Origin of the sequence: Pseudomonas sp. SW-3, from assembly GCF_016615645.1 — a bacterium.
In the GTDB taxonomy this organism is placed as follows: Bacteria; Pseudomonadota; Gammaproteobacteria; order Pseudomonadales; family Pseudomonadaceae; genus Aquipseudomonas; species Aquipseudomonas mandelii.
The window spans coordinates 5,678,292-5,702,082 of record NZ_CP067098.1; the positions used below are offsets into that span (position 1 = coordinate 5,678,292).

The following is a 23,791-nucleotide window of genomic DNA, read 5'->3' on the forward strand; positions in this document are numbered from 1 at the left end:
GCTATGAGCGAAGATCGATCGAGCAACGGGCAAAAGTCTTGGCTGGGTAAGCTCACCCAGGCTTTTGCCCACGAGCCGAAGAACCGCCAGGAGCTGCTGGAGCTGCTGCGCGACGCACACCAGAACAAACTGTTGGACAGCGAAGCGCTGGCCATCGTCGAAGGCGCCATCCAGGTCGCTGACCTGCAAGTACGGGACATCATGGTCCCGCGCTCGCAGATGATCAGCATCAAGGCGACCCAGACACCTCGCGAGTTCCTGCCTGCCGTGGTCGACTCGGCCCACTCCCGCTACCCGGTCATCGGCGAAAGCCACGATGATGTGATGGGCGTGTTGCTGGCCAAGGACTTGCTGCCGCTGATCCTCAAGGAGAACGGTGACAGCTTCAACATCAAGGACCTGCTGCGCCCGGCGACCTTCGTACCCGAATCCAAGCGCCTGAATGTGCTGCTGCGCGAGTTCCGCGCCAACCACAATCACATGGCCATCGTCATTGACGAATACGGCGGTGTCGCAGGCCTGGTGACCATTGAAGATGTGCTGGAACAGATCGTCGGCGACATCGAAGACGAGCACGACGTCGAAGAAGACAGCTACATCAAGCCGCTGCCCAGCGGTGACTTCCTGATCAAGGCCCTGACGCCGATCGAGAACTTCAACGAGTTCTTCGACAGCGAATTCTCCGACGACGAATTCGACACCGTTGGCGGCCTGGTGATGAGCGCGTTCGGGCACTTGCCAAAACGCAACGAAATCACTGAAATCGGCCCTTATCGCTTCCGCATCCTGAACGCCGACAGCCGTCGGATCCACTTGCTGCGCCTGACCCCTATCGCCCGATAAATCCAAGGATTGAAATGCATCGTATGACCCGCCCCGGCTGGCCCGGTAACCTGCTGGCCGTGGCGGCCGGTGCACTCACCACCCTGGCCCTGGCGCCGTTCGATATCTGGCCGTTGGCGTTGCTGGCGGTCGGGTTCTTCTATGCCGGTTTGCGCGAACTGAGTCCCCGTCAGGCCCTGGGCCGTGGCTGGTGTTTCGGTTTTGGCTTGTTTGGCGCTGGTACCAGCTGGATCTATTACAGCATTCACCACTTCGGCGGCGCGTCAGTGCTGCTGGCCGGTTTCCTGATGCTGATCTTCACGGCCGCGATTGCCTGGTTCTTCGCCCTGCCCGCCTGGATCTGGGCGCGCTGGCTGCGTCGCAACGAAGCGCCGCTGGCAGATGCCTTGGCGTTTGCCGCGCTGTGGGTCGGCCAGGAAGCTTTTCGTGGCTGGTTTCTCACCGGTTTCCCATGGCTCTATTCCGGTTACAGCCAGCTCGACGGCCCATTGGCGGGGCTCGCACCCGTCGGCGGAATGTGGCTGATTTCCTTCACCCTGGCCCTGACGGCGGCGCTGATCTATAACGCCATGCGCCTGGTGCGCACGGGCCGTAAAGGTTTCATCGCCGCTGGCGTATTGCTGCTGGTCGGCCCCTGGGTGGCCGGCATGGCGCTCAAGGAACACGCCTGGACCAGCCCGGCGGGCCCGGCGCTGAGCGTTGCCGCCCTTCAGGGCAATATCGAACAAAGCATGAAGTGGGACCCGGCGCAGCTCAACGCGCAGCTGGCGCTGTACCGCGACATGAGTTTCAGCTCCAAACGGGTCGACCTGCTGATCTGGCCAGAAACAGCCGTCCCGGTGCTCAAGGAGTCCGCCGAGGGCTACCTGAACATGATGGGGAATTTCGCCGCCGAGCGTAAATCTGCGCTGATTACCGGCGTACCGATCCGTCAGGAAGTCCGACACGAGAAGCGCTTCTTCAACGGCATCACCGTCCTCGGTGAAGGCGACGGCACTTATCTCAAGCAGAAGCTGGTGCCGTTTGGCGAATATGTTCCGTTGCAGGAAGTACTGCGTGGGCTGATCGCGTTCTTCGACCTGCCGATGTCCGACTTTGCCCGTGGCCCGGCTGACCAGGCGATGCTGCAAGCCAAGGGTTATCAGATCGCGCCATTCATCTGCTACGAAGTGGTCTACCCGGAATTCGCCGCCAGCCTGGCGGCCCGCAGTGAATTGCTGCTGACCATCAGCAACGACACCTGGTTCGGCACCTCCATCGGCCCACTGCAACATTTGCAGATGGCGCAGATGCGCGCACTGGAGGCAGGCCGCTGGATGATCCGCGCCACCAACAACGGCGTCACCGGCCTGATCAACCCGTTCGGGCAGATCACGGTACAGATCCCGCAGTTCGAACGCGGCATCCTGTACGGCGAAGTCGTGCCGATGCACAACCTGACGCCTTACCTGCAATGGCGCTCGTGGCCGCTGATCATCGTTTGCGTGTTGTTGTTTGGCTGGGCACTGGTGGCGAACCGGATGGCCAAGACCGTCTGACTCTGGCGAGGGAGCATGCTCCCGCTCGGCTGCGCAGCAGCCGCAATACCGGTTAATGCGCTTTGTCAGCCAGAAATGGATTAGCCGGACTCAGGGCTGCTTCGCAGCCCGGCGGGAGCAAGCTCCCTCGCCACAGGTCATCAGTAAAACATTGAATATCCGATCTGCCCCACCGCCTCATTCAGCAATTGCCCGCTCTGCCAGATCGACTTGAACTCCGGCATCCAGCCGCCCAGTGGCCGGGCGTTGTCCACGCCTAAAAAGCCCACCGGTGCCGGCACCACTTCAAATCCCGCCTGCTGAAAGCTCCAGACTGATCGCGGCATGTGCCAGGCCTGCGTCACCACCACCACCCGTTTGATTCCCTGCGGCAGCAACACCTCGGCGCTGAACTGCGCGTTCTCCCACGTCGTGCGGCTGCGCCCTTCCTGCCAGCGCACGGTGACGCCAAAATCATCAAGCAATGAATCCGCCATCAACTTCGCTTCGGTCGGCGGCGTACCGTAATGCAGGCCACCGCTGGTAAGAATGGGCAACCCGGAGGCCTTGGCCAGGCGTGCCGCATACCGTTCGCGCTCAAGACCTACGCCCGTCGGCTGATCAGCCCCCCAGGCAATATCGCCCCGCTCACGCCCCGAACCCAACACCACAATCGCATCCGCACGCTGACTCAGGGTGGCCCATTCCTCGCGCGCCAGTGGCGGTTCACTTTCCAGGGCCTTGGCGCCCCACTGCACCACCACCGGCAAACTCATTAACAGGAAGCCGCCGAACCCCAAGGCAAAGCACACACCCGCAAGCCGCGGCCTTGAGCGGCGCAACCACCACGCGAGCATCAACAGCAGCAAAAGAATGCCGGGAGGCAACAGAAGTTGTTTCACGAAATAACGAAAAGGCATCGAGCATCTCCATAAGATGCCCGAAGCCTAAGTGGGTTGACGCAATGCGACAACAAATGCGGAAGGACTATGCTTTAAAAAACATGGGTAATGGCTTGCAGCCGTTATTTGAATTGCAGAGACCGGACCTTTTCCGCGTCCCTGCCAGGTGCCTTGTCCTTGAGCCAGATGATCTTGGCCGAACGTGGTGCGTCGAGTTGCTTCACTGCTGCAGACAAGCATCCGTGCGTCTCACGTTCACTGCGATCCAGATAGGCTTTGACCAGTGCAAACTCTGCGGGGCTCAAACCACGCAGTTCCAGCTCCAGGGGACGCTCATCGCGTAGCCGGTCAGCGGTTTTTGCAGCGTCCAAGGCCATCCCCAGACGATCGATCAGTCTTTCGTACAGCTGCGGTTTCGTGACTTTTTGCTGTGACTCAACCATCCCTCACCTCATTGAAGATAAGACTCGCTCCCCATTTAGAGCTTAGCTTCCATGAACAAACCGGCTGGATGCCGCGACCAACGGCCCTCGCGGCAGTTTTCGCAAGACGCGCGGCAGTAATCAGGGTTTCCCTCGGTAGAGTGCGGTCATGTATGCTACGGCGCTTCCTGTAACTCCACTTCCAGCTCGTTCGGGCACTGAAACGTCGATTTGGCGTCGTCACCGTCCAGCGTTGCATTGAAGAGGATTAGGCCACCCCTATTCAGTTCAAAAGTAGCCATGCACGAACAATATCAGCCCCGTGAAATCGAAGCCGCCGCCCAATCGTTCTGGGACGAGCAAAAGTCCTTTGAAGTCAGTGAACAGCCAGGCAAGGAGACGTTCTACTGCCTGTCGATGTTCCCTTACCCCAGCGGCAAGCTACACATGGGGCACGTGCGCAACTACACCATCGGCGACGTGATCTCCCGCTACCAGCGCATGCAAGGCAAAAACGTCCTGCAACCCATGGGTTGGGACGCCTTCGGCATGCCGGCGGAAAACGCCGCGATGAAGAACAACGTAGCGCCCGCCAAGTGGACCTACGAAAACATCGCCTACATGAAAACCCAGCTGCGCAGCCTGGGCCTGGCGGTGGACTGGTCCCGCGAAGTGACCACCTGCAAGCCTGATTATTACCGCTGGGAACAATGGCTGTTCACTCGCCTGTTCGAAAAAGGCGTGATCTACAAGAAAAGCGGCACCGTGAACTGGGACCCGGTCGACCAGACCGTCCTGGCCAACGAACAGGTGATCGACGGTCGCGGCTGGCGTTCCGGCGCGCTGATCGAGAAGCGCGAAATCCCGATGTACTACTTCAAGATCACCGCCTACGCGGATGAGCTGCTGGAGAGCCTCGACGAACTGACGGGCTGGCCTGAACAGGTCAAGACCATGCAGCGCAACTGGATCGGCAAATCCCGCGGCATGGAAGTGCAGTTCCCGTACCACGTCGATTCCATCGGCGAAACCGGCGCATTGAAAGTCTTCACCACCCGTCCAGACACCCTGATGGGCGCCACCTACGTCGCCGTGGCCGCCGAACACCCGCTGGCCACCCTGGCCGCGCAGAACAACCCTGAGCTGCAAGCGTTCATCGCTGAATGCAAGGGCGGCAGCGTTGCCGAAGCCGACGTCGCCACCCAAGAGAAAAAAGGCCTGCCGACCTCGCTGTTCGTCGAGCACCCGCTGACCGGTGAAAAACTCCCGGTGTGGGTCGCCAACTATGTGCTGATGCACTACGGCGATGGCGCGGTGATGGCGGTTCCGGCTCACGACGAACGTGATTTCGAGTTCGCCACCAAGTACAACCTGCCGATCAAGTCCGTGGTGCGCACCAGTGTAGGTGATACCAACCCGGCTCCATGGCAGGACGCCTACGGCGAGCACGGCACGCTGATCAACTCCGGCGAGTTCGACGGCCTCGACTTCGCTGGCGCGTTCGACGCCATTGAAGTGGCGCTGATCAAGAAAAACCTCGGTGCCTCGCGCACCCAGTTCCGCCTGCGCGACTGGGGCATCAGCCGTCAGCGTTACTGGGGCTGCCCGATTCCGATCATCCACTGCACCACCTGCGGTGATGTGCCGGTCCCGGAAGATCAACTGCCTGTGGTACTGCCGGAAGACGTGGTGCCGGACGGCGCGGGTTCGCCATTGGCGCGCATGCCTGAGTTCTACGAGTGTGCTTGCCCGAAATGTGGCGCACCGGCCAAGCGTGAAACCGACACCATGGACACCTTCGTCGAGTCCTCGTGGTACTACGCCCGTTACGCCTCGCCACACTATGAAGGCGGTCTGGTTGAAAAATCGGCGGCCGACCACTGGTTACCGGTGGATCAGTACATCGGCGGTATCGAACATGCCATTCTTCACCTGCTGTACGCGCGTTTCTTCCACAAGTTGATGCGCGACGAAGGCCTGGTGAGCTCCAACGAGCCGTTCAAGAACCTGCTGACCCAGGGCATGGTGATCGCCGAGACTTACTACCGTCGTGAAGCCAACGGTGCTTACACCTGGTTCAATCCGGCGGACGTCGAACTCGAACGCGACAGCAAGGCCAAGGTCATCAGCGCCAAGCTGATTGCAGACGGTCTGCCGGTGGAAATCGGCGGCACCGAGAAGATGGCCAAGTCGAAGAACAACGGCGTCGACCCACAGTCGATGATCGACCAGTTCGGCGCCGACACCTGCCGTCTGTTCATGATGTTTGCCTCGCCACCTGATATGAGCGCGGAATGGTCCGACTCTGGCGTCGAGGGTTCGCACCGTTTCCTCAAGCGCGTCTGGCGCCTGGCTCAAGCCCACGTCACTCAGGGTTTGCCGGGCAAACTGGACGTCGCCAGCCTGAACGACGAGCAGAAAGCCATTCGTCGTTCGATCCACCTGGCCATCAAGCAGGCCAGCCACGACGTCGGCCAGAACCACAAATTCAACACCGCCATCGCCCAGGTGATGACGCTGATGAACGTGCTGGAAAAAGCCGCGCAAGGCACCGAACAGGATCGCGCACTGGTTCACGAAGGTCTGGAAGCCGTGACGTTGCTGCTGGCTCCGATCACCCCGCACATCAGCCACGAGCTGTGGCATCAACTGGGTCACGCTGGCCCGGTGATCGATGCCGGTTGGCCGGTGGTGGACGAAACCGCGCTGGTGCAGGACAGCCTGACGCTGGTCATCCAGGTCAACGGCAAGCTGCGCGGCCAGATCGAAATGCCGGCGACCGCGACTCGCGAAGAAGTCGAAGCCGCTGCCCGGGTCAACGAGAACGTGCTGCGCTTCGTCGACGGCCTGACTATTCGTAAAGTGATTGTAGTGCCCGGGAAACTGGTCAATATCGTCGCCAGCTAAAATTGGATCAGGCGCCAGGTGAGCCTGGCGCCGAGTAAAACCTTTCGGGCCGCACGATCGGCCCACATGGTTTCAAGGGGAGCAACAAGATGATCAAACGCAATTTGCTGGTGATGGGCCTCGCGGTCCTGTTGAGCGCCTGCGGGTTCCAGCTGCGCGGCACCGGCACCAATGAAATGGCGATCAGGGAGCTCGATCTGAGCGCCCGCAACGCCTACGGCGAAACCGTGACGCAATTGCGTCAGGTATTGCAAAGCAGCGGCGTCAAGGTTTACGCCGGAGCGCCGTACAAGCTTGTGTTGACAGATGAGCAGGAAAGCCAGCGCATCCTCAGCTACGCCGGTGCCGGCCGTACTGGCGAGTATCAGGTGAGCACCGTGCTGAGCTACGACATCCGGGGTGCGCAAGGCCTGCCGCTGCTGAGCGACAAGCTCGAAGTGCAGAAGATCTTCATCCACGACGGCAACAACCTGGTGGGTTCCGACCAGGAAGCCAATACGGCTCGCACAGAAACCCGTCGCGAGTTGGTTCAACGCATGATGCTGCGCCTGTCACAACTCACGCCGACTCAGTTGGATCAGTTGCAACAGACCGCCGACGCCAAGGCAAAAGCCGAAGCCCAGGCACTGGAAGCGGCGCAGAAAGCTGAAGCGGAAACCCCGCGTCAGTCGCCTATCGAAATCCCGCAGCAATAAGACTTACGGGGCGCCCAGGCGCCCCGTTCGCCCTTTCTTATGAAACTCGCCCCCGCCCAACTCGCCAAACACCTGCAAGGTGCCCTCGCGCCGGTCTACGTCATCAGCGGCGATGACCCGCTGCTGTGCCAGGAAGCCGCCGACGCCATTCGTGCCGCTGCTCGCCAACAGGGTTTCGACGAACGCCAGGTCTTCGCCGCCGACGCCAGTTTCGACTGGGGGACGTTGCTGCAAGCCGGTGCAAGCATGTCGCTGTTCGCTGAAAAGCGCCTGCTGGAGCTGCGCTTGCCCTCCGGTAAACCCGGCGACAAAGGTGCCGCGGCCTTCATCGAGTACTGCTCGCGCCCGGCCGAAGACACGGTGCTGCTGATCAGCCTGCCCAAGCTGGATGGCAGTGCGCAGAAAACCAAGTGGGGCAAGGCGCTGGTCGAAGGGCAGCAGACGCAGTTCGTGCAGATCTGGCCGGTGGATGCCAACCAGTTGCCGAGCTGGATTCGTCAACGGTTGTCCCAGGCCGGGCTTTCCGCCAGCCAGGACGCCGTGGAACTGATTGCCGCGCGGGTCGAGGGCAACCTGCTGGCCGCCGCCCAGGAAATCGAAAAACTCAAGCTGATGGCCGAAGGTGGACAGATCACCGTCGAAACCGTGCAAGCAGCAGTGGCCGACAGTGCGCGCTTCGATGTGTTTGGCCTGACCGACGCGATTCTCAACGGTGAAGCCGCCCATGCCCTGCGCATCCTTGAAGGGTTGCGGGGTGAAGGCGTCGAGCCACCGGTGATTCTCTGGGCGCTGGCCCGGGAGCTGCGTCTGCTGGCCAACCTTTCGCTGCAATACAGCCAGGGTGTGCCGCTGGACAAAGCCTTCAGCCAGGCTCGACCGCCGGTCTGGGACAAGCGCAAACCGCTGATGAGCAAAGCCCTGCAACGCTATCCGGCGCAACGCTGGGCGCAGTTGTTGCTGGAAGCACAGCGGATTGATGCGCAGATCAAGGGTCAGGCTGCCGGGTCACCGTGGATGAGTTTGAGTCGGTTGTCGTTGCTGATGGCGGGCCAGAGATTGTCGCTACCCGCCGAGTGAGCTTTCCGAACGCATAACGGCCATTCGCGGGCAAGCCCCGCTCCTACAGGCCTCAGTCGACCCACCATTATGTGTACGACTCCAACCTGTAGGAGCGAGGCTTGCCCGCGAACGCATCCGAAAGGTCCTACGCAATGTGGGGACTAGACAGAACCCCAACTTCAGCAGATTATTTCCCCCGCAAAACCCACTCAATCGAGAGATCTGATCATGAGCAAAAAGCCATCCAAGCATGGCCCCAACAAGGCCAAATCCATCATCGCCCAGCCACTGTTCCGCAGCCGTCAGGAACGAGCCGGCAAGGGCAAAGGCAGCTACCGCCGCGAAGCCTTCCAGTCTAATAGCTGGGAGGCTTCTTACTTTCTGGCGGCCTGAAAGGCAAGCCATCGCTCAACATGTTAAGGTCTGCACCTGATTCGTATTCCCTGGACCTGTGCATGCCCCTTTGTATTTCCCGTCGTTGGCCCCTGCGCCAACTGATCGCTGCCTCCAGCCTCATTTTGCTTGTCGCCTGCGCGGAAAAACCGACCGCCGCCGACGCCCAGCCGCTTCAGACCCTTCCCGTATCGACAGCCCCTGCGGTCATTCCGCCCGTGGTGCCGACCGGTGAAAACCTCGACCTCCAGCCCACCCAGACCTTCGCCGAATGGCAGGCGGGTTTCCGCAAAGACGCGCTAACCGCCGGCATCCGCGCCGATCTGTTCGACCGCGCCTTCGCCAATGTCAGCCTCGACACCAGCGTGATCCGTGCCGATCGCAGCCAACCCGAGTTCTCCCGCCCGGTGTGGGAATACCTCGATGGCGCCCTGTCGCCGCTGCGGGTACGCAAAGGTCAGGCGCTGGTCGGCCAATACGCTGACATTCTGCAAAGCATCGAGCAGCGCTACGGCGTCGATCGCCAGGCCTTGGTGTCGGTGTGGGGCATGGAGAGTAATTTCGGGCAGTTCCAGGGCAACAAGTCAGTAATCAACTCCCTGGCGACCCTGGCCTACGAAGGCCGGCGTCCGGGCTTTGCTCATGCGCAACTGATCGCCGCCCTGCAAATCCTGCAACAAGGCGATATCGAACCGGAGAAAATGCTCGGTTCCTGGGCCGGCGCCATGGGTCAGACCCAGTTCATCCCGACCACCTACAACACCCACGCCGTGGATTTCGACGGTGACGGCCGCCGCGACATCTGGGGCAGCCCGGCCGATGCGCTGGCCTCGACGGCGCACTATCTGCAAAGCTCCGGCTGGCAGAAAGGCCAACCGTGGGGCTTTGAAGTGCAGCTACCAGGCAGTTTCAACTACGTCCTGGCCGACGGCACGATTCGCAAGAGCGTCGCCGAATGGCAACAGTTGGGGGTCTCGCTGCCTAATGGCGCCCAGGTTCCGGCAGGTTCCGAACACCTGTCCGCCGCCCTGCTGCTGCCGGCCGGTTATCGTGGCCCGGCGTTCCTGGTGCTCGACAACTTCCGCGCAATCCTCAAGTACAACAACTCGTCGTCTTATGCATTGGCGGTGAGCCTGTTGTCCGAGCGTTTCAGTGGCGGCGGCCTGATCAATGGCACGTGGCCAAAAGATGACTTGCCGTTAAGCCGCACCGAGCGAATCGAACTGCAAAGCCTGCTGAGTGCGCAGAATTACGATGCGGGCACGGCTGACGGGATCATCGGCGCGAACACTCGCAAAGCGATCCGCAGTGCCCAGCAGTCGTTTGGTTGGCCGGCGGATGGGTATCCGACGCACAAGTTGCTTGAAGGCCTGCGTAACCGCTAAAAAGCTTCGCGGGCAAGCCTCGCTCCTACGGGATCACACCATCCTGCAGGAGAGAGGTTTGCCCGCGAAGACTTACTGACAGGCGCTATCGCACTACCGCTTGACGACCACATCCTGTTCCAACACCAATTCCTTCTTCCCCGCATCCAGCCGAACCAGCGCGCCCATCGGCAACGTCAGGTTCGGATCGCAGTGCCCGCTGCGCCACCCGGCCAACACCGGTATCCGCAACGGCTCGAACGTCTGCTTGAGCAACCGCTCCAGCGCAACCGTATCAACCCCCGCCACATCGCCCACCAGCACGCCGCGCAACTTGCCCAGCGTGCCGGCCAGGCGCAAATGAGTCAGCAAGCGGTCGATGCGATACAGCGGTTCGTTGATGTCCTCAATGAAAAGAATGACGCCTTCAGCCTCCATCTCAAATGGCGTGCCCATGGTTGCGGCAATCATCGACAGATTGCCTCCCAGCAACCGGCCGTGAGCGATGCCGGGCTCGATCGTGGTCAGCGGCCAGGCCACCGGGTGCGAAAGCACACTGCCCGCCTTCACCTGCCCTCTGAGCATGTTGAAAAACGAAGACTCGGTCGGCTTTTGCTTCTCACCCAGCAAATCGGCATTAAGCAGCGGACCATGAAAGGTCACAAAACCGGCGTAACGGCTGATCGCCACGTGCAGCGCAGTGATGTCGCTGTAGCCGATAAACGGCTTGGCGTTGTTTTGCAGCAATTCGAAATCGATACGATCGAGCAAACGCGGCGTACCATAACCGCCCCGCAGGCAAATGATCGCGTCGACTTCCGTGTCGGCGAACGCGGCGTGCAAGTCATTGAGCCGCACGTCGTCGCTGCCGGCCAGGTAGCCATCCTGTTCGTACACCCCGGGAAATATCCGCAGCGCATAACCGCGAGCGCGCATCCAGGCAACGGCTTTATCGGTGTCCAGCCCGGCAGGCCCGGCGGGCGCAATCACGCCGATCAGCCCTTCCGAGGGCAAGGCCGGAACGGCTGAGTGAGGAAACAGCGTGTGGGTCGGTCGAACAGTCATCCATGAATCTCCCTGCGTGAAAAGCTTCAGCACACAGTAGTCAGGAACGGGGACAAACAGAAGAGGATCAATCGCCCCGCAGGTTGCAGGAAAAGACGGTTGCGGCCGTAGGCACGGCCAACAAAAACGCCCGCAAGGCTGAAAAGCCTTGCGGGCGCTTTATTACAGAGACGACATCAATTCAGCTTTGACCAGCTTCGCCTGCTCGTCGGCGTGGTACGAGGAACGCACCAACGGGCCGGAAGCGACGTTTTTGAAGCCCATTTTGTAGCCTTCCTCGGCGAACCAGGCGAAGGTATCCGGATGCACAAAACGCTCCACCGGCAAGTGACTGCGCGACGGTTGCAGGTATTGGCCCAGTGTCAGCATGTCGATGTCGTGTTCGCGCATGCGCTTCATGACTTCGATGACTTCTTCGTCGGTTTCGCCCAGGCCCAGCATCAAGCCGGACTTGGTCGGAATGTGCGGCATCATCTGCTTGAAGCGTTGCAGCAGGGTCAGCGACCACTGGTAATCCGAACCCGGACGCGCAGCCTTGTACAGGCGCGGCACGGTTTCCAGGTTGTGGTTGAACACATCCGGTGGCTCGGCGGCGGTGATTTCCAGCGCAACGTCCATGCGGCCACGGTAGTCCGGGACCAGAGTTTCGAGCTGCACGTTCGGCGACAGTTTGCGGATCTCGCGGATGCAGTCGGCAAAGTGCTGGGCACCGCCGTCACGCAGGTCGTCGCGGTCGACCGAGGTGATCACCACGTACTTGAGTTTCAGGTCGGCGATGGCGATGGCCAGGCTTTCCGGCTCATTGACGTCCAGAGGCTTCGGACGACCGTGGCCAACGTCGCAGAACGGGCAGCGACGGGTGCAGATGTCGCCCATGATCATGAAGGTCGCGGTGCCGCCGGAGAAGCACTCGCCGAGGTTCGGGCAGGACGCCTCTTCGCACACGCTGTGCAGCTTGTGTTTGCGCAGCAGGGCCTTGATGCGGTCGACTTCCGGCGAAACCGGGATGCGCACGCGGATCCAGTCAGGTTTTTTCGGCAGTTCGGTGGTCGGAATGATCTTTACCGGGATACGTGCAACCTTCTCGGCGCCGCGCAGCTTGACGCCGGCTTCAACCTTGGCACGCGGGGCCGGACGCTCGGTAACATCCAGCGTCGGGATCATGGTTTGCACTGCATCAGTAGTCATATCAGTCGATTCCGCCCGTTAGGGTCGTCTGCTCAGCATAGTCGAGGTGTTTGACGAGCTGCGCGCGCAGCCGGGCACTTACCTCGGCAAATTCAATCGATCCTGCGTGATCGCTCAGCTGGGTCATCGCCAGCCCGGCGTAGCCGCAGGGATTAATCCGTCGAAACGGTTCCAGGTTCATGTCCACGTTCAGGGCCAGGCCATGAAAGGAACAACCGTGGCGGATCCGCAGACCCAGGGAGGCGATTTTCGCCCCATTGACATAGACACCCGGCGCATCAGGCTTGGCCGCTGCGGTCACGCCATAGCTGGCCAGCAGCTCGATCAGGCAGTGTTCCATGCGGGTGACCAAGTCACGCACGCCGAAACCCAGTTTGCGCACGTCGAGCAACAGGTAGGCCACCAACTGGCCGGGACCGTGGTAAGTCACCTGACCACCGCGATCGACCTGCACCACCGGGATATCCCCCGGCAGCAGCAAGTGCTCGGCCTTGCCGGCCTGGCCCTGGGTGAACACCGGCGGGTGTTCGACCAGCCAGATCTCGTCCGCGGCATTGCTGCCGCGTTCGTTGGTGAAGCGTTGCATGGCATGCCAGACCGGCTCGTAAGCCATCTGGCCGAGCTCGCGAAAGCCCAGCGTGCCAGACATCACAGCACCATGTGCACGAAACCGGTAGCCCGCAGTTCGCTGTTGATGTCGTACAGCTGGTCTTGACCGGTGGCGATGATGTGCAACTGGATGGTGGTGTACTTGCCGTTGCTGCTCTGGCGTTCGTCCACCCTTTCATCGTTGATCGTTGCGTGCTTCTTAACGATATCGATGATCTTTTGCTTGATGTCCACAATGGTGTCGCCGATCACTTTGATCGGGTAATCATTGGAAGGAAATTCGATCTTTGGCGCCTTTACTTCGGTATCTGTCATGGCGTAACGGCCTCGTAAGCCGTGGCAACGGACATAGCCCCGCTCCGGATTGGAACGGGGCCATGCAAGTCCACACTAATTCAGTTGAACAAGCCGTAGAAGAATAGACGGATGCTATCCCACATGCGGCGGAAGATACCACCCTCCTCGACAGCGTCCAGGGCGATCAGGTCGGCGCTATGCACCACTTTGTCGTCCAGTTTCACTTCGACTTTACCGATTACGTCGCCCTTGGCGATAGGCGCAACCAGTTGCGGGTTCATGGTCATGCTGGCGGCGAGCTTTTTCAGCTGGCCTTTTGGCAGGGTCATGGTCAGGTCTTCAGCCAGGCCGGCCTTGACTTGATTGGTGCTGCCTTTCCAGACAGGGGCCTGAGCCAGCTCGGCGCCTTTCTGATAGAAGGTCTGGGTTTCGAAGAAGCGGAAACCGTAGGTCAGCAGCTTCTGGGTTTCAGAAGCACGGGCCACTTCGCTGTTGGTGCCGAACACCACGGCGATCAGGCGCATGCCATCACGTACAGCCGAAGACACCATGCAGTAGCCGGCTTCGTCGGTGTGACCGGTTTTCAGACCGTCGACAGTCTTGTCACGCCACAGCAGCAGGTTGCGGTTAGGCTGCTTGATGCCGTTCCAGAAGAACTCTTTCTGCGAGTAGATCGCATAGTGAGCCGGGTCTTCGTGGATGATCGCGCGAGCCAGCACCGCCATGTCGTGAGCCGACGAGTAGTGCTCAGGGTTCGGCAGACCGGTCGGGTTCATGAAGTGGCTGTTGGTCATGCCCAGATCGGCCACGGTTTTGTTCATCATGTCGGCGAACGCGTCTTCGCTGCCGGCGATGTGCTCGGCGAGCGCAACACTGGCGTCGTTACCCGACTGAATGATGATGCCATGCAGCAGGTCGCTGACAGTGACTTGCGAACCCACCTTGATGAACATCCGCGAACCGCCGGTACGCCAGGCGTTTTCGCTGACGGTCACCGGATCGTTTTCACCGATCTGGCCACGACGGATTTCCAGGGTCGCGATGTACGCGGTCATCAGCTTGGTCAGGCTGGCCGGTGGCAGACGCTGGTCACCGTTGTTCTCGACCAGCACGTTGCCGCTGCTGGCGTCCATGAGTACGTAGGATTTAGCGGCCAGTTGTGGTGGCGACGGCATCATCTCGACCGCGAACGCGGCAGGCGAGAGGAGCAGCGGGACTAGCAGACACAGGCGTTTGGCAAAGGTGGTGATGTTCATCCGTCTCTCGAAATCGCTAATGGAAACTGCCCGAAGGCAAAACTAATCAGATGGCCTTCTAACGGGCCATCGCGTGTTCAGTTGCTCACTCAGAACCCTTGCCGGGCTTTTGTTCTTCAACGAGCCAACAACCAGGTCCACCCCCCAAACCGCAAGCGAACCGTCAATCAAGTACTACGTATTATTCGGCGGTGACCACGCTCGGCGAACCGAGATTGGCCAGGCGCACACTGTTCTGCACTTGCTGGATTTCACCCGGCGAACCGATCGGCCCCAGGCGCACCCGATGCAGCGTCTGTTGATTACGCACGATCGAGCTGATGAACACCGGAGCGCTCACCATCCCGCTGAGCTTCGATCTCAGGAGTTCGGCAGCGTCCGGGTTGGCGAACGCGCCCACCTGCAGATACTGGCCAGAGGCTGGTACAGAAGCGTTTTTTTTTGCATCAATCTGCACGGGCACCACGGCTGCCGCGTGTTGCTGCGGCGGTGGCGTCCATTGCTCGACGGTGCCCGCCGAAGCGGTAATCGTCGGCGCGGCATTTTGCGCTACCTGCGGTTCGTTGAGCATCAAAGGCGCCGGACGGCCCTTTTGTGCCCACCACTGTTGCGGATCGATACCCTCGACCTTCACCCGTGCGGTGCCGGTTTCGGCGTAACCGAGTTTTTTCGCGGCGGCGTAGGACAAGTCGATGATGCGGTCCGAGTAGAACGGCCCGCGGTCGTTGACCCGCAGGATCACGCTCTTGTGGTTGTCCAGGTTGGTCACCCGGACGTAACTTGGCAGTGGCAATGTCTTGTGGGCGGCACTCATGCCGTACAGGTCGTACACCTCGCCATTGGCGGTGTTCTGACCGTGGAATTTGGTGCCGTACCAGGACGCCGTGCCCGAGGCGACGTAGGTCTTGGATTCTTGCAGCGGAAAGTAAGTCTTGCCCAGCACGGTGTAAGGATTGGCTTTGTAAGGACCGGAGTGCAGGGTCGGCGTGGCATCCGGGATGCGCGATACGTCGACGTCCCACCATGGCGCGCCGTCTTTGTGCGCCCGGTTGATGTCCAGGCCAGGCGTTGCGCGCACGGCCGTTGAAGGCTTTTGCGTCGGCGCGCGGCTGGTCGAACAACTGGCGACCAGCACCGCCAACGCGGCGAATGCCATCAGCTTCAGGGGTTTATTCATAGGCAATGCCCGCATTACTTGACGCCCCGTGCTTGGACCAGCTGTTCAGACAGTTGATGTACCGCCATGGCGTACATCACGCTGCGGTTATATCGCGTGATTGCGTAAAAATTCTTCAGGCCCATCCAGTACTCCGGGCCATTGTCACCTTCCAGGCGGAAAGCCGTGACCGGCATATCATCGCGCAGCGCATCATGACTCGACCAGCCCAAGGCTCGCAACTCCCCGACCGTTTTAGTCGGCTCGATGCCTGTCGTCAAACCTTCATCCACTTGCTCGCCACGCACATCGGCGCGACTGACCACCGGCTCGCCGGCGACCCAGCCGTGACGCTTGAAATAACTGGCGACGCTGCCGATGGCATCGTCCGGGTTGGTCCAGATATTAATGTGGCCGTCACCGTCGAAGTCCACCGCATAGGCGCGAAAGCTGCTCGGCATGAACTGCGGCAAACCCATGGCGCCGGCGTAAGAGCCTTTGAGGGTCAGCGGATCGACCTGCTCCTCACGGGCCAGCAACAGGAACTCACGCAACTCCTTGCGGAAGAATTCGGCACGGGGAGGATAGTCGAAACCCAGGGTCGATAAAGCGTCGATTACCCGGAAATTGCCGGTATTGCGGCCGAAAAAGGTCTCAACCCCGATGATCGAGACGATAACCTGAGCCGGCACGCCATATTCCTGCTCGGCACGGGCCAGTACCGCTTCGTGCTGACGCCAGAAGTCCACACCACGGGCGATGCGCGCGTCGGTGATGAACATCGGGCGATATTCGTTCCACTGCTTGACCCGCTCGGCGGGTTTCGAGATCGCGTCCAGAATCGACTGCTTGCGCTCGGCTTCGCGGAACACGCCCATCAGCTGTTCACCGGCAAAACCGTAGTCGCGGGTCATTTCACCGACGAATTCGGCCACCTGGGGTGAACCTTCGTAATCGCCGGCCAACGCGTCCTGCGTTGTGCCAAGGATGCTTACCAGGCCGACCCATGGCGCGTATCGAGTCGCCCAGCCGCGCATTACTTGCATTAACATCTTCACCTTATTCAAACCTGTGCGATCCACTTACGATGGGTATGGATCGACATCAAAACCCCAAACGCTGACAGCAGCGTCACCAGCGAAGTTCCTCCGTAGCTAATGAACGGCAACGGCACCCCCACGACCGGCAACAGGCCACTGACCATACCGATGTTGACGAAAACGTAAACAAAAAACGTCATGGTCAGGCTGCCCGCGAGCAATTTTCCGAACAATGTCTGGGCCTGGGCGGTTATCACCAGCCCACGACCGATCAACAACAGGTAAATCAACAGCAGTGCGCAGATGCCCACCAGGCCGAATTCTTCGCCCATCACCGCAATAATGAAGTCGGTGTGGCTTTCCGGCAGGAAGTCCAAGTGCGACTGAGTGCCGAGCAGCCAGCCTTTGCCGAACACGCCGCCGGAACCGATGGCGGCTTTCGACTGAATGATGTTCCAGCCTGTCCCGAGCGGATCGCTCTCGGGATCAAGGAACGTCAGGACGCGCTGCTTCTGGTAGTCGTGCATCACGAAGTACCACATGGCCACAGACACCGGCACGGCGGCAGCAATCACGCTGAGAATCCAGCGCCAGCGCAACCCGCCCATGAACAAGACGAAGGCGCCACCGGCGAGAATCAGCAGCGAAGTGCCGAGGTCCGGCTGACGCACGATCAGGATGAAGGGCAAGCCGATCAGGAACAGACTGACCCCCACATGCTTGAGCTGCGGCGGCAAGGTGCGCTTGGACAAGTACCAGGCGATGGTCGCCGGCATCAGAATCTTCATGAACTCCGAAGGCTGGAAACGGATCACCCCCGGGATGTTGATCCAGCGCGTGGCGCCCATGGCGTTGTGGCCCATGACGTCCACCACCACCAGCAACAGCACGCCGATCACGTAACCGACCGGCACCCAACGCGCCATGAATCGCGGCTCGAACTGGGCGATGACGATCATCGACACCAGGCCGATGCCGAACGAAGTGGCTTGCTTGGCCAGCAGGTCCCAGCTCTTGCCACTGGCCGAATACAGCACGAACAGACTGCCGGCGGCGAGGGTCAGCAACAGGATCAGCAACGGGCCGTCGATGTGCATGCGTTGCAACAGCGTCGCACGGCGACGCATCACATCCTCACTGGAGAGAATGCGATCGAAATTACTCTTCACGGGCCGTAGCCTCCGCACTGATAGGGCTGGCGTATTCGGCCTTCAACCGACCGTCCTGGTCCAGAAGCCAGGCGTCCATGATCTGACGCACCACAGGCGCTGCGACGCCGGAACCGGACTCGCCGTTCTCGACCATCACCGACACCACGATTTGCGGGTTGTCAGCCGGTGCGAAGCCGACGAACAAGGCGTGGTCACGATGGCGCTCCTGAACCTTGGAGCGGTCATACTTCTCACCCTGCTTGATCGCGACCACCTGGGCCGTACCACTTTTGCCCGCGATGCGGTATTGCGCACCGATCGCCGCTTTGCGCGCCGTACCCCGGGCGCCGTGCATCACCTGCTGCATGCCATGGTTGACCTTGGTCCAGTCGGACGGGTCGCGCAGGATGATGTCCGGCATCGGGTTGTCATCCTTCGGCCGCTCGCCTTCGACGGTCTTGGCCAGGTGCGGACGGTTCCAGACACCCTTGCTCGCGACCAGCGCTGTGGCTTGGGCCAATTGCAATGGCGTTGATTGCATGTAGCCCTGACCAATCCCGAGAATCAGCGTTTCGCCCGGGAACCAGGCCTGACGCCGGGTTGCACGCTTCCACTCACGTGTCGGCATCAGCCCCGGCGACTCCTCGAACATGTCCAGCGAAACCTTCTGGCCGATACCGAACTTGCTCATATACGCCGACAGCCGATCGATCCCCAGTTTGTGAGCCAGATCGTAGAAATAGGTGTCGTTGGACCGCATGATCGCCGTGTCGAGGTCCACGTAGCCGTCACCGGTACGGTTCCAGTTACGGTATTTGTGGTCATAGTTGGGCAGCTGGTAGTAGCCGGGGTCGTACACCCGACTTGATGCAGTCACGACACCGGCATCCAGGCCGGCAATCGCCACCGCCGGCTTGATGGTCGAACCCGGCGGGTACAAACCGCGCAGCACGCGGTTGAACAGCGGCCGGTCGATGGAATCGCGCAGTTCGGCATAGGCCTTGAAGCTGATGCCGGTGACGAACAGGTTCGGATCGAAACTCGGCGCACTGACCATAGCCAGCACTTCGCCGGTTTTCGGATCGAGCGCCACCACGGCGCCACGACGACCGCCAAGTGCGGCTTCGGCGGCTTCTTGCAATTTGATGTCCAGGCTCAGGACGATGTCCTTGCCGGGAATCGGATCGGTACGCTTGAGCACGCGCAATACGCGGCCGCGAGCGTTGGTTTCGACTTCTTCGTAGCCCACCTGACCGTGCAGCTCCGGCTCGTAGAAACGCTCGATGCCGGTTTTGCCGATGTGGTGCGTGCCGCTGTAATTGACCGGATCGAGAGACTTCAGCTCTTTCTCGTTGATCCGCCCCATGTAACCCACCGAGTGCGCAAAGTGCGGGCCCTGCGGGTAGTGACGCACCAACTGCGCGACCACTTCCACGCCCGGCAGACGGAACTGATTCACCGCGATACGGGCGATCTGCTCCTCTGACAGCTCGAACAGGATCGGCACCGGCTCGAACGGACGACGCCCTTGACGCATGCGCTTCTCGAAGATCACCCGGTCCTCGGGCGTCAGCTCCAGCACTTCGACGATCACGTCGAGCACTTGCTGCCAGTCACCGGACCGTTCGCGGGTCATGCTCAGGCTGAAGCTGGGTCGGTTATCGGCCACCACCACGCCATTGCGGTCGAAGATCAACCCGCGGGTCGGCGGAATCGGCTGTACGTGAACGCGGTTGTTTTCCGACAGGGTCGAGTGGTACTCGTACTGAATCACCTGGAGGAAATACAGCCGCGCGATCAGCACGCAGATCAGCAAGACCACCGCAATAGCCCCGAACACGACGCGGCCACGCACCAGACGGGCGTCTTTTTCGTGGTCCTTGATGCGGATCGGCTGGGGCATGAGGGCAGAACTACTTGTGGTAAGGGTGGCCGGACAGAACTGTCCAGGCACGATACAGCTGTTCACCGATCAGAATCCGCACCAGCGGGTGCGGCAACGTCAACGGCGACAACGACCAGCGCTGATCGGCCCGCGCACAGACTTCCGGCGCCAGCCCTTCGGGGCCGCCGACCATGAAGTTCACCGTGCGCGAGTCCAGCCGCCAGCGATCGAGCTCGACCGCCAACTGCTCGGTGCTCCAGGGCTTGCCGTGGACTTCCAGGGTCACAACACGCTCATTCGGCCCGACCTTGGCCAGCATGGCTTCGCCTTCCTGACGGATGAAGCGCGCCACGTCGGCGTTCTTGCCACGGGTGTTGAGCGGTATTTCCACCAGTTCCAGCGCCAGCTCGGACGGAAGACGCTTGGCATATTCATGCCAGCCTTCTTCCACCCACTTGGGCATGCGGGAGCCGACGGCGATCAGTCGCAGTCGCACAGCGGTCCCTTATTGCTGGTCTTTGTTGAGCTTGACGAAGTGCTCATGGGTGTTTTCCGGACTGTGGTGAGCCGCGTTCAGAGCACGGCTCTGCTCTGCACCGGACCACAGACGCTCGAGGTCGTAAAACTGACGAGCCGAGGCGGTCATCATGTGCACGATGACATCATCCATATCCAGCAGCACCCAGTCGCTGTCGCCCTTGCCTTCTTCACCCAGTGGCTTGACGCCCAGGGCTTTGACGGCTTCGCGAACCTTGTCCAGCATCGCGCCGATCTGGCGGTTGGAGGTACCGGTCGCGATGATCATGTAGTCAGTGATGCTCTGCTTTTCACGAACGTCGATGACCTGGATGTCCTGGCCCTTCACGTCTTCCAGGGCGGCTACGGCCACCTTGACCAGTTCGTCACCTTTAAGAGGTTCAGTGGTGAGAACCGGCTCAGGCAGCGGGGCGCTTTTGAACGTGCCTTTGCGCTTTACTTTAGTTACGTCTTTGTTCGTCATATAAAACTCGTTTTGCTCGTATGTTCGGGCGCTTCAATACACGTCATTACGTGCCTGGAAGCGTGCCCTCTTTTCAGTTCGACGCACGGTAGAGACCGTGCGCATCGATGTAGGCCAGGACCGCGTCGGGCACCAGGAAACGTACCGACTTACCGCTGGCCAGCAGTTGACGGATCTGGGTGGCGGATACCGCGAGCGGCGTCTGCCAGACGAATGCAATCTGTCCGCTCGGCCCTTTGAGGGCCAGCGGGTCGCTCACCGAGCGTGCCGCCAACAGATTGCGCAAGGCATCCGGCGGTTCGCTGTCGGCATCCGGGCGTTGCAGCACCAGGATGTGGCAATGCTGGAGCAACTCTTCCCAGCGGTGCCAAGTGGGCAGGCCGCAAAATGCGTCCCAGCCCAAAAGTAGAAAAACCTGGTCAGAGGCGGCCAGTTCGGCGCGCATCAGTTCCAGGGTGTCGATGGTGTAGGACGGTTTGTCCCGCTGCAATTCGCGGGCGTCCACCACCAACGGCGCCACACCGGCCACCGCGCACTCGACCATCGCCAGACGGTCCTTTGCCGACACCTGCGGCGTACCGCGATGCGGCGGCCTGGCACTGGGTGTCAGGCGTAACTCATCGAGCGACAGCGACTCGGCGACTTCCAGCGCACCGCGCAAATGGCCGATATGCACCGGGTCGAACGTCCCGCCCAGCACGCCAATGCGTCTTGGCGCAGGCTCGCTGGCAGTTTGCGGTGCTGACGGTTTGAGGTCGCCCAAGTCAGACCGACGCCTGGCCGCGCAACTGGCCATCACCGACCACGATGTACTTCTCGCAGGTCAGACCTTCGAGACCCACCGGGCCGCGGGCGTGCAGCTTATCAGTAGAAATGCCAATCTCGGCACCCAATCCGTATTCAAAGCCATCGGCGAAGCAGGTCGGCGTGTTGATCATCACCGATGACGAATCGACCTCCGCCACAAAACGCCGGGTGTCGGCGAGGTTTTCGCTGACGATCGAGTCGGTGTGATGCGAACCGTACTGATTGATGTGTTCGATCGCCTGGTCCAGCCCGTCAACGACGCGGATCGAAAGAATCGGCGCCAGGTATTCGGTGCTCCAGTCTTCTTCGCTGGCCGCCACGGCATCGATGATCGCCCGGGTACGTTCGCAACCGCGCAGTTCGACGCCTTTTTCGCGGAACTGTGCAGCCATCGACGGCAGGAAATCCTTGGCAACGGCTTGATCCACCAGCAGCGTCTCCATCGCACCGCAGATGCCGTAACGGTAAGTCTTGGCATTGAAGGCGATGCGCTGGGCTTTCGGCAGATCGGCGTGGGCGCTGACGTAGACGTGGCAGATGCCGTCCAGGTGTTTGATCACCGGCACGCGGGCATCGCGGCTGACGCGTTCGATCAGGCCACGGCCACCACGGGGCACGATGACGTCGACGTATTCCGGCATGGTGATCAACGCGCCAACGGCCGCACGATCGGTGGTTTCGACCACTTGCACCACGGCAGCCGGCAGCTCGGCTTCGGCCAGGCCGCGCTGGATGCAGGCGGCAATGGCGCGATTGGAATTGATTGCCTCGGAACCGCCACGCAGGATCGTCGCATTGCCCGACTTCAGGCAAAGGCTCGCGGCGTCGATGGTTACGTTCGGCCGGGATTCGTAGATGATCCCGATCACGCCCAACGGCACGCGCATCTTGCCGACCTGGATGCCCGACGGCCGGAAACTCATGTCGCGAATCGCGCCAACCGGGTCCGGAAGTGCCGCCACCTGACGCAAACCGACGATCATGCCGTCGATGCGCTCCGGGGTCAGCGCCAGACGCTCAAGCAATGCCGGTTCAAGACCATTGGCGCGGCCTGCGGCCAAATCCAGTTCATTGGCAGCCGTCAGCTCGGCGCGTGCAGCGTCCAGCGCATTGGCAGCCGCCTGCAACGCGCGGTTCTTCTGCGCAGTGCTGGCACGGCCAATGACGCGAGAAGCCTCGCGGGCGGCGCGACCCAGGCGGGTCATATAGTCAAGAACGGACTCAGTCATGGTCTGTGGGGGTCTTTGCTAAGGTCTTGGTAAAGAGTAAAGCGGCAGATTATAGCTGTCGCGTCCCGGGACTAACAGCGGTGACGGGCGGATGGTCGAAATGGAGGGCAATTTGCCGACGTTCAGCCGGGATTAAGCTGCACATTGTTATCATCACGACTCAATCAGCCTTGATAAACACCGTTCATCATGTCCAACCTGACTGTTCGAGCGTCCGCTGCACGCCTGCCCATGGGGCTCCCGGACGCATTTTTTGACCGCGATGCGCAAACCCTGGCCCGGGATTTACTGGGCAAGGTCATCCGTCACAGGGTCGGCGACCTGTGGCTGAGCGCCCGGATTATCGAAACCGAAGCCTATTACTGCGACGAAAAAGGCAGCCACGCGTCCCTCGGCTACACAGAAAAGCGTAAGGCTTTGTTTCTGGATGGCGGGCACATCTATATGTATTACGCCCGCGGCGGTGATTCCCTGAACTTCAGCGCCCAGGGGCCGGGCAACGCGGTGCTGATCAAATCTGCCTATCCGTGGGTCGACGAGCTAAGCGGGCCGGCGAGCCTGGCGCAGATGCTGTTGAACAATCCCGACGCCCAGGGTCGTCCTCGCCCGACGCAAAAGCTCTGCGCCGGGCAGACGTTGTTGTGCAAGTCGCTGGGGTTGAAGGTGCCCGTCTGGGATGCCAAGCGTTTTGACCATGATGTGTTGCTGGTCGAAGACGTCGGCCCGGCGCCTGCTCACATCATCCAGACCACGCGTCTGGGCATTCCCCACGGACGCGACGAACATTTGATGTATCGCTTCGTCGATGCGGCTTACGCGCCATATTGCACGCGGAACCCGCTGCGACGGGGGCAGGTCGAAGGTCGCGATTATTTTTTGCTGACTTGAAGATGGAAAATCCCTGTGGGAGCGAGCCTGATCGCGATAGCAAGTATCAGGCGACATCGGTTTCGAATGTCCGTCCGCTATCGCGAGCAGGCTCGCTCCTACAGGGGACTTGTGGTGC

General features: G+C 60.8%; 23 protein-coding genes. 8 read left to right on the forward strand and 15 right to left on the reverse strand.

What is annotated here, in order from left to right; translation table 11 throughout:
- The first annotated feature begins 3 nt into the window (after nucleotides 1–3).
- Together JIO00_RS25705 and lnt are read left to right on the forward strand one after the other, a co-directional pair.
- Nucleotides 4–843 carry an HlyC/CorC family transporter gene (locus JIO00_RS25705; protein ID WP_045062079.1) on the forward strand — a complete coding sequence of 280 codons (840 nt, stop codon included), beginning with the start codon at nucleotides 4–6 and terminating at the stop codon, nucleotides 841–843.
- A 14-nt stretch (nucleotides 844–857) separates the two neighbouring features.
- A complete protein-coding gene (gene lnt / locus JIO00_RS25710) occupies nucleotides 858–2,381 on the forward strand; it encodes an apolipoprotein N-acyltransferase (protein WP_010467379.1) in 1,524 nt (507 codons plus the stop codon).
- Nucleotides 2,382–2,521: 140 nt separating this feature from the next.
- On the opposite strand, the gene JIO00_RS25715 is transcribed toward lnt, so the two are convergent.
- Both JIO00_RS25715 and JIO00_RS25720 read right to left on the reverse strand, forming a co-directional pair.
- A complete protein-coding gene (locus JIO00_RS25715; RefSeq protein ID WP_010467378.1) occupies nucleotides 2,522–3,280 on the reverse strand; it encodes a YdcF family protein in 759 nt (252 codons plus the stop codon).
- Nucleotides 3,281–3,384: 104 nt separating this feature from the next.
- Entirely contained in the window at nucleotides 3,385–3,705 is a 321-nt protein-coding gene (locus JIO00_RS25720; protein WP_010467377.1) for a hypothetical protein, read from the reverse strand.
- A 279-nt stretch (nucleotides 3,706–3,984) separates the two neighbouring features.
- Here JIO00_RS25720 and leuS point away from each other — a divergent pair, with 279 nt between their 5' ends.
- The 5 genes from leuS to JIO00_RS25745 all read left to right on the forward strand — a co-directional run bounded on the left by leuS (nucleotide 3,985) and on the right by JIO00_RS25745 (nucleotide 10,123).
- Nucleotides 3,985–6,591: a leucine--tRNA ligase gene (gene leuS / locus JIO00_RS25725; RefSeq protein ID WP_010467376.1), complete on the forward strand. Its 2,607-nt coding sequence runs from the start codon at nucleotides 3,985–3,987 to the stop codon at nucleotides 6,589–6,591.
- 89 nt (nucleotides 6,592–6,680) lie between these two features.
- Entirely contained in the window at nucleotides 6,681–7,286 is a 606-nt protein-coding gene (locus tag JIO00_RS25730; RefSeq protein ID WP_077749947.1) for an LPS-assembly lipoprotein LptE, read from the forward strand.
- A gap of 39 nt (nucleotides 7,287–7,325) precedes the next feature.
- Entirely contained in the window at nucleotides 7,326–8,363 is a 1,038-nt protein-coding gene (gene holA / locus JIO00_RS25735) for a DNA polymerase III subunit delta (RefSeq protein WP_010467374.1), read from the forward strand.
- Nucleotides 8,364–8,573: 210 nt separating this feature from the next.
- Nucleotides 8,574–8,738: an alternative ribosome rescue factor ArfA gene (gene arfA / locus JIO00_RS25740; protein ID WP_003176285.1), complete on the forward strand. Its 165-nt coding sequence runs from the start codon at nucleotides 8,574–8,576 to the stop codon at nucleotides 8,736–8,738.
- A gap of 62 nt (nucleotides 8,739–8,800) precedes the next feature.
- Nucleotides 8,801–10,123, forward strand: a complete 1,323-nt coding sequence (locus JIO00_RS25745) for a lytic murein transglycosylase (protein WP_010467373.1) — start codon at nucleotides 8,801–8,803, stop codon at nucleotides 10,121–10,123.
- Between the two features lie 93 nt (nucleotides 10,124–10,216).
- On the opposite strand, the gene JIO00_RS25750 is transcribed toward JIO00_RS25745, so the two are convergent.
- The 13 genes from JIO00_RS25750 to JIO00_RS25810 all read right to left on the reverse strand — a co-directional run bounded on the left by JIO00_RS25750 (nucleotide 10,217) and on the right by JIO00_RS25810 (nucleotide 22,785).
- Entirely contained in the window at nucleotides 10,217–11,167 is a 951-nt protein-coding gene (locus tag JIO00_RS25750) for a S66 peptidase family protein (RefSeq protein ID WP_077749945.1), read from the reverse strand.
- Between the two features lie 162 nt (nucleotides 11,168–11,329).
- Nucleotides 11,330–12,355, reverse strand: coding sequence for a lipoyl synthase (lipA, locus tag JIO00_RS25755; protein WP_010467371.1), 1,026 nt, complete (start codon nucleotides 12,353–12,355; stop codon nucleotides 11,330–11,332).
- 1 nt (nucleotide 12,356) lies between these two features.
- Entirely contained in the window at nucleotides 12,357–13,004 is a 648-nt protein-coding gene (gene lipB, locus JIO00_RS25760; RefSeq protein WP_010467370.1) for a lipoyl(octanoyl) transferase LipB, read from the reverse strand.
- Entirely contained in the window at nucleotides 13,004–13,279 is a 276-nt protein-coding gene (locus JIO00_RS25765; RefSeq protein ID WP_010467369.1) for a DUF493 domain-containing protein, read from the reverse strand. Before JIO00_RS25765 ends, lipB begins: the two co-directional genes overlap by 1 nt.
- Nucleotides 13,280–13,359: 80 nt before the next feature.
- The gene (locus JIO00_RS25770; RefSeq protein WP_010467368.1) at nucleotides 13,360–14,517 is read right to left on the reverse strand and encodes a D-alanyl-D-alanine carboxypeptidase family protein; all 1,158 of its coding nucleotides are present in this window, start codon (nucleotides 14,515–14,517) and stop codon (nucleotides 13,360–13,362) included.
- Nucleotides 14,518–14,698: 181 nt separating this feature from the next.
- Nucleotides 14,699–15,709: a septal ring lytic transglycosylase RlpA family protein gene (locus tag JIO00_RS25775; RefSeq protein ID WP_077749943.1), complete on the reverse strand. Its 1,011-nt coding sequence runs from the start codon at nucleotides 15,707–15,709 to the stop codon at nucleotides 14,699–14,701.
- On the reverse strand, nucleotides 15,709–16,719 hold the full coding sequence (gene mltB / locus JIO00_RS25780) for a lytic murein transglycosylase B (protein ID WP_010467366.1): 1,011 nt from the start codon (nucleotides 16,717–16,719) through the stop codon (nucleotides 15,709–15,711). The genes JIO00_RS25775 and mltB overlap by 1 nt, the downstream gene beginning before the upstream one ends.
- 17 nt (nucleotides 16,720–16,736) lie before the next feature.
- The gene (rodA, locus tag JIO00_RS25785; protein ID WP_049870746.1) at nucleotides 16,737–17,840 is read right to left on the reverse strand and encodes a rod shape-determining protein RodA; all 1,104 of its coding nucleotides are present in this window, start codon (nucleotides 17,838–17,840) and stop codon (nucleotides 16,737–16,739) included.
- Between the two features lie 31 nt (nucleotides 17,841–17,871).
- Nucleotides 17,872–19,767, reverse strand: coding sequence for a penicillin-binding protein 2 (mrdA, locus tag JIO00_RS25790; RefSeq protein ID WP_010467364.1), 1,896 nt, complete (start codon nucleotides 19,765–19,767; stop codon nucleotides 17,872–17,874).
- A 10-nt stretch (nucleotides 19,768–19,777) separates the two neighbouring features.
- Nucleotides 19,778–20,245, reverse strand: a complete 468-nt coding sequence (rlmH, locus tag JIO00_RS25795) for a 23S rRNA (pseudouridine(1915)-N(3))-methyltransferase RlmH (protein WP_007937439.1) — start codon at nucleotides 20,243–20,245, stop codon at nucleotides 19,778–19,780.
- 9 nt (nucleotides 20,246–20,254) lie between these two features.
- A complete protein-coding gene (rsfS, locus tag JIO00_RS25800) occupies nucleotides 20,255–20,749 on the reverse strand; it encodes a ribosome silencing factor (protein WP_010467363.1) in 495 nt (164 codons plus the stop codon).
- A gap of 73 nt (nucleotides 20,750–20,822) precedes the next feature.
- Nucleotides 20,823–21,512 (reverse strand): nicotinate-nucleotide adenylyltransferase, encoded by a 690-nt coding sequence (gene nadD / locus JIO00_RS25805; RefSeq protein WP_169858290.1) that lies wholly within the window; start codon nucleotides 21,510–21,512, stop codon nucleotides 20,823–20,825.
- 1 nt (nucleotide 21,513) lies between these two features.
- Nucleotides 21,514–22,785 (reverse strand): glutamate-5-semialdehyde dehydrogenase, encoded by a 1,272-nt coding sequence (locus tag JIO00_RS25810; RefSeq protein ID WP_102594339.1) that lies wholly within the window; start codon nucleotides 22,783–22,785, stop codon nucleotides 21,514–21,516.
- A gap of 189 nt (nucleotides 22,786–22,974) precedes the next feature.
- Between JIO00_RS25810 and JIO00_RS25815 the strand changes: the two genes are divergently transcribed.
- A complete protein-coding gene (locus JIO00_RS25815) occupies nucleotides 22,975–23,673 on the forward strand; it encodes a DNA-3-methyladenine glycosylase (protein ID WP_083375682.1) in 699 nt (232 codons plus the stop codon).
- Nucleotides 23,674–23,791 lie beyond the last annotated feature (118 nt).

What these genes read in the sequence shown, in the direction of transcription:
- rsfS (WP_010467363.1), bottom strand. Translation starts at nt 20,749, where the DNA reads ATGACGAACAAAGACGTAACTAAAGTAAAGCGCAAAGGCACGTTCAAA.
- mltB (WP_010467366.1), bottom strand. Translation starts at nt 16,719, where the DNA reads ATGCAAGTAATGCGCGGCTGGGCGACTCGATACGCGCCATGGGTCGGC.
- JIO00_RS25765 (WP_010467369.1), bottom strand. Translation starts at nt 13,279, where the DNA reads ATGACAGATACCGAAGTAAAGGCGCCAAAGATCGAATTTCCTTCCAAT.
- holA (WP_010467374.1), top strand. Translation starts at nt 7,326, where the DNA reads ATGAAACTCGCCCCCGCCCAACTCGCCAAACACCTGCAAGGTGCCCTC.
- JIO00_RS25720 (WP_010467377.1), bottom strand. Translation starts at nt 3,705, where the DNA reads ATGGTTGAGTCACAGCAAAAAGTCACGAAACCGCAGCTGTACGAAAGA.
- lipB (WP_010467370.1), bottom strand. Translation starts at nt 13,004, where the DNA reads ATGTCTGGCACGCTGGGCTTTCGCGAGCTCGGCCAGATGGCTTACGAG.
- lnt (WP_010467379.1), top strand. Translation starts at nt 858, where the DNA reads ATGCATCGTATGACCCGCCCCGGCTGGCCCGGTAACCTGCTGGCCGTG.
- lipA (WP_010467371.1), bottom strand. Translation starts at nt 12,355, where the DNA reads ATGACTACTGATGCAGTGCAAACCATGATCCCGACGCTGGATGTTACC.
- JIO00_RS25810 (WP_102594339.1), bottom strand. Translation starts at nt 22,785, where the DNA reads ATGACTGAGTCCGTTCTTGACTATATGACCCGCCTGGGTCGCGCCGCC.
- JIO00_RS25815 (WP_083375682.1), top strand. Translation starts at nt 22,975, where the DNA reads ATGTCCAACCTGACTGTTCGAGCGTCCGCTGCACGCCTGCCCATGGGG.
- mrdA (WP_010467364.1), bottom strand. Translation starts at nt 19,767, where the DNA reads ATGCCCCAGCCGATCCGCATCAAGGACCACGAAAAAGACGCCCGTCTG.
- JIO00_RS25705 (WP_045062079.1), top strand. Translation starts at nt 4, where the DNA reads ATGAGCGAAGATCGATCGAGCAACGGGCAAAAGTCTTGGCTGGGTAAG.
- arfA (WP_003176285.1), top strand. Translation starts at nt 8,574, where the DNA reads ATGAGCAAAAAGCCATCCAAGCATGGCCCCAACAAGGCCAAATCCATC.
- JIO00_RS25715 (WP_010467378.1), bottom strand. Translation starts at nt 3,280, where the DNA reads ATGCCTTTTCGTTATTTCGTGAAACAACTTCTGTTGCCTCCCGGCATT.
- JIO00_RS25730 (WP_077749947.1), top strand. Translation starts at nt 6,681, where the DNA reads ATGATCAAACGCAATTTGCTGGTGATGGGCCTCGCGGTCCTGTTGAGC.
- JIO00_RS25750 (WP_077749945.1), bottom strand. Translation starts at nt 11,167, where the DNA reads ATGACTGTTCGACCGACCCACACGCTGTTTCCTCACTCAGCCGTTCCG.
- rodA (WP_049870746.1), bottom strand. Translation starts at nt 17,840, where the DNA reads ATGCGTCGCCGTGCGACGCTGTTGCAACGCATGCACATCGACGGCCCG.
- JIO00_RS25770 (WP_010467368.1), bottom strand. Translation starts at nt 14,517, where the DNA reads ATGAACATCACCACCTTTGCCAAACGCCTGTGTCTGCTAGTCCCGCTG.
- JIO00_RS25745 (WP_010467373.1), top strand. Translation starts at nt 8,801, where the DNA reads ATGCCCCTTTGTATTTCCCGTCGTTGGCCCCTGCGCCAACTGATCGCT.
- leuS (WP_010467376.1), top strand. Translation starts at nt 3,985, where the DNA reads ATGCACGAACAATATCAGCCCCGTGAAATCGAAGCCGCCGCCCAATCG.
- JIO00_RS25775 (WP_077749943.1), bottom strand. Translation starts at nt 15,709, where the DNA reads ATGCGGGCATTGCCTATGAATAAACCCCTGAAGCTGATGGCATTCGCC.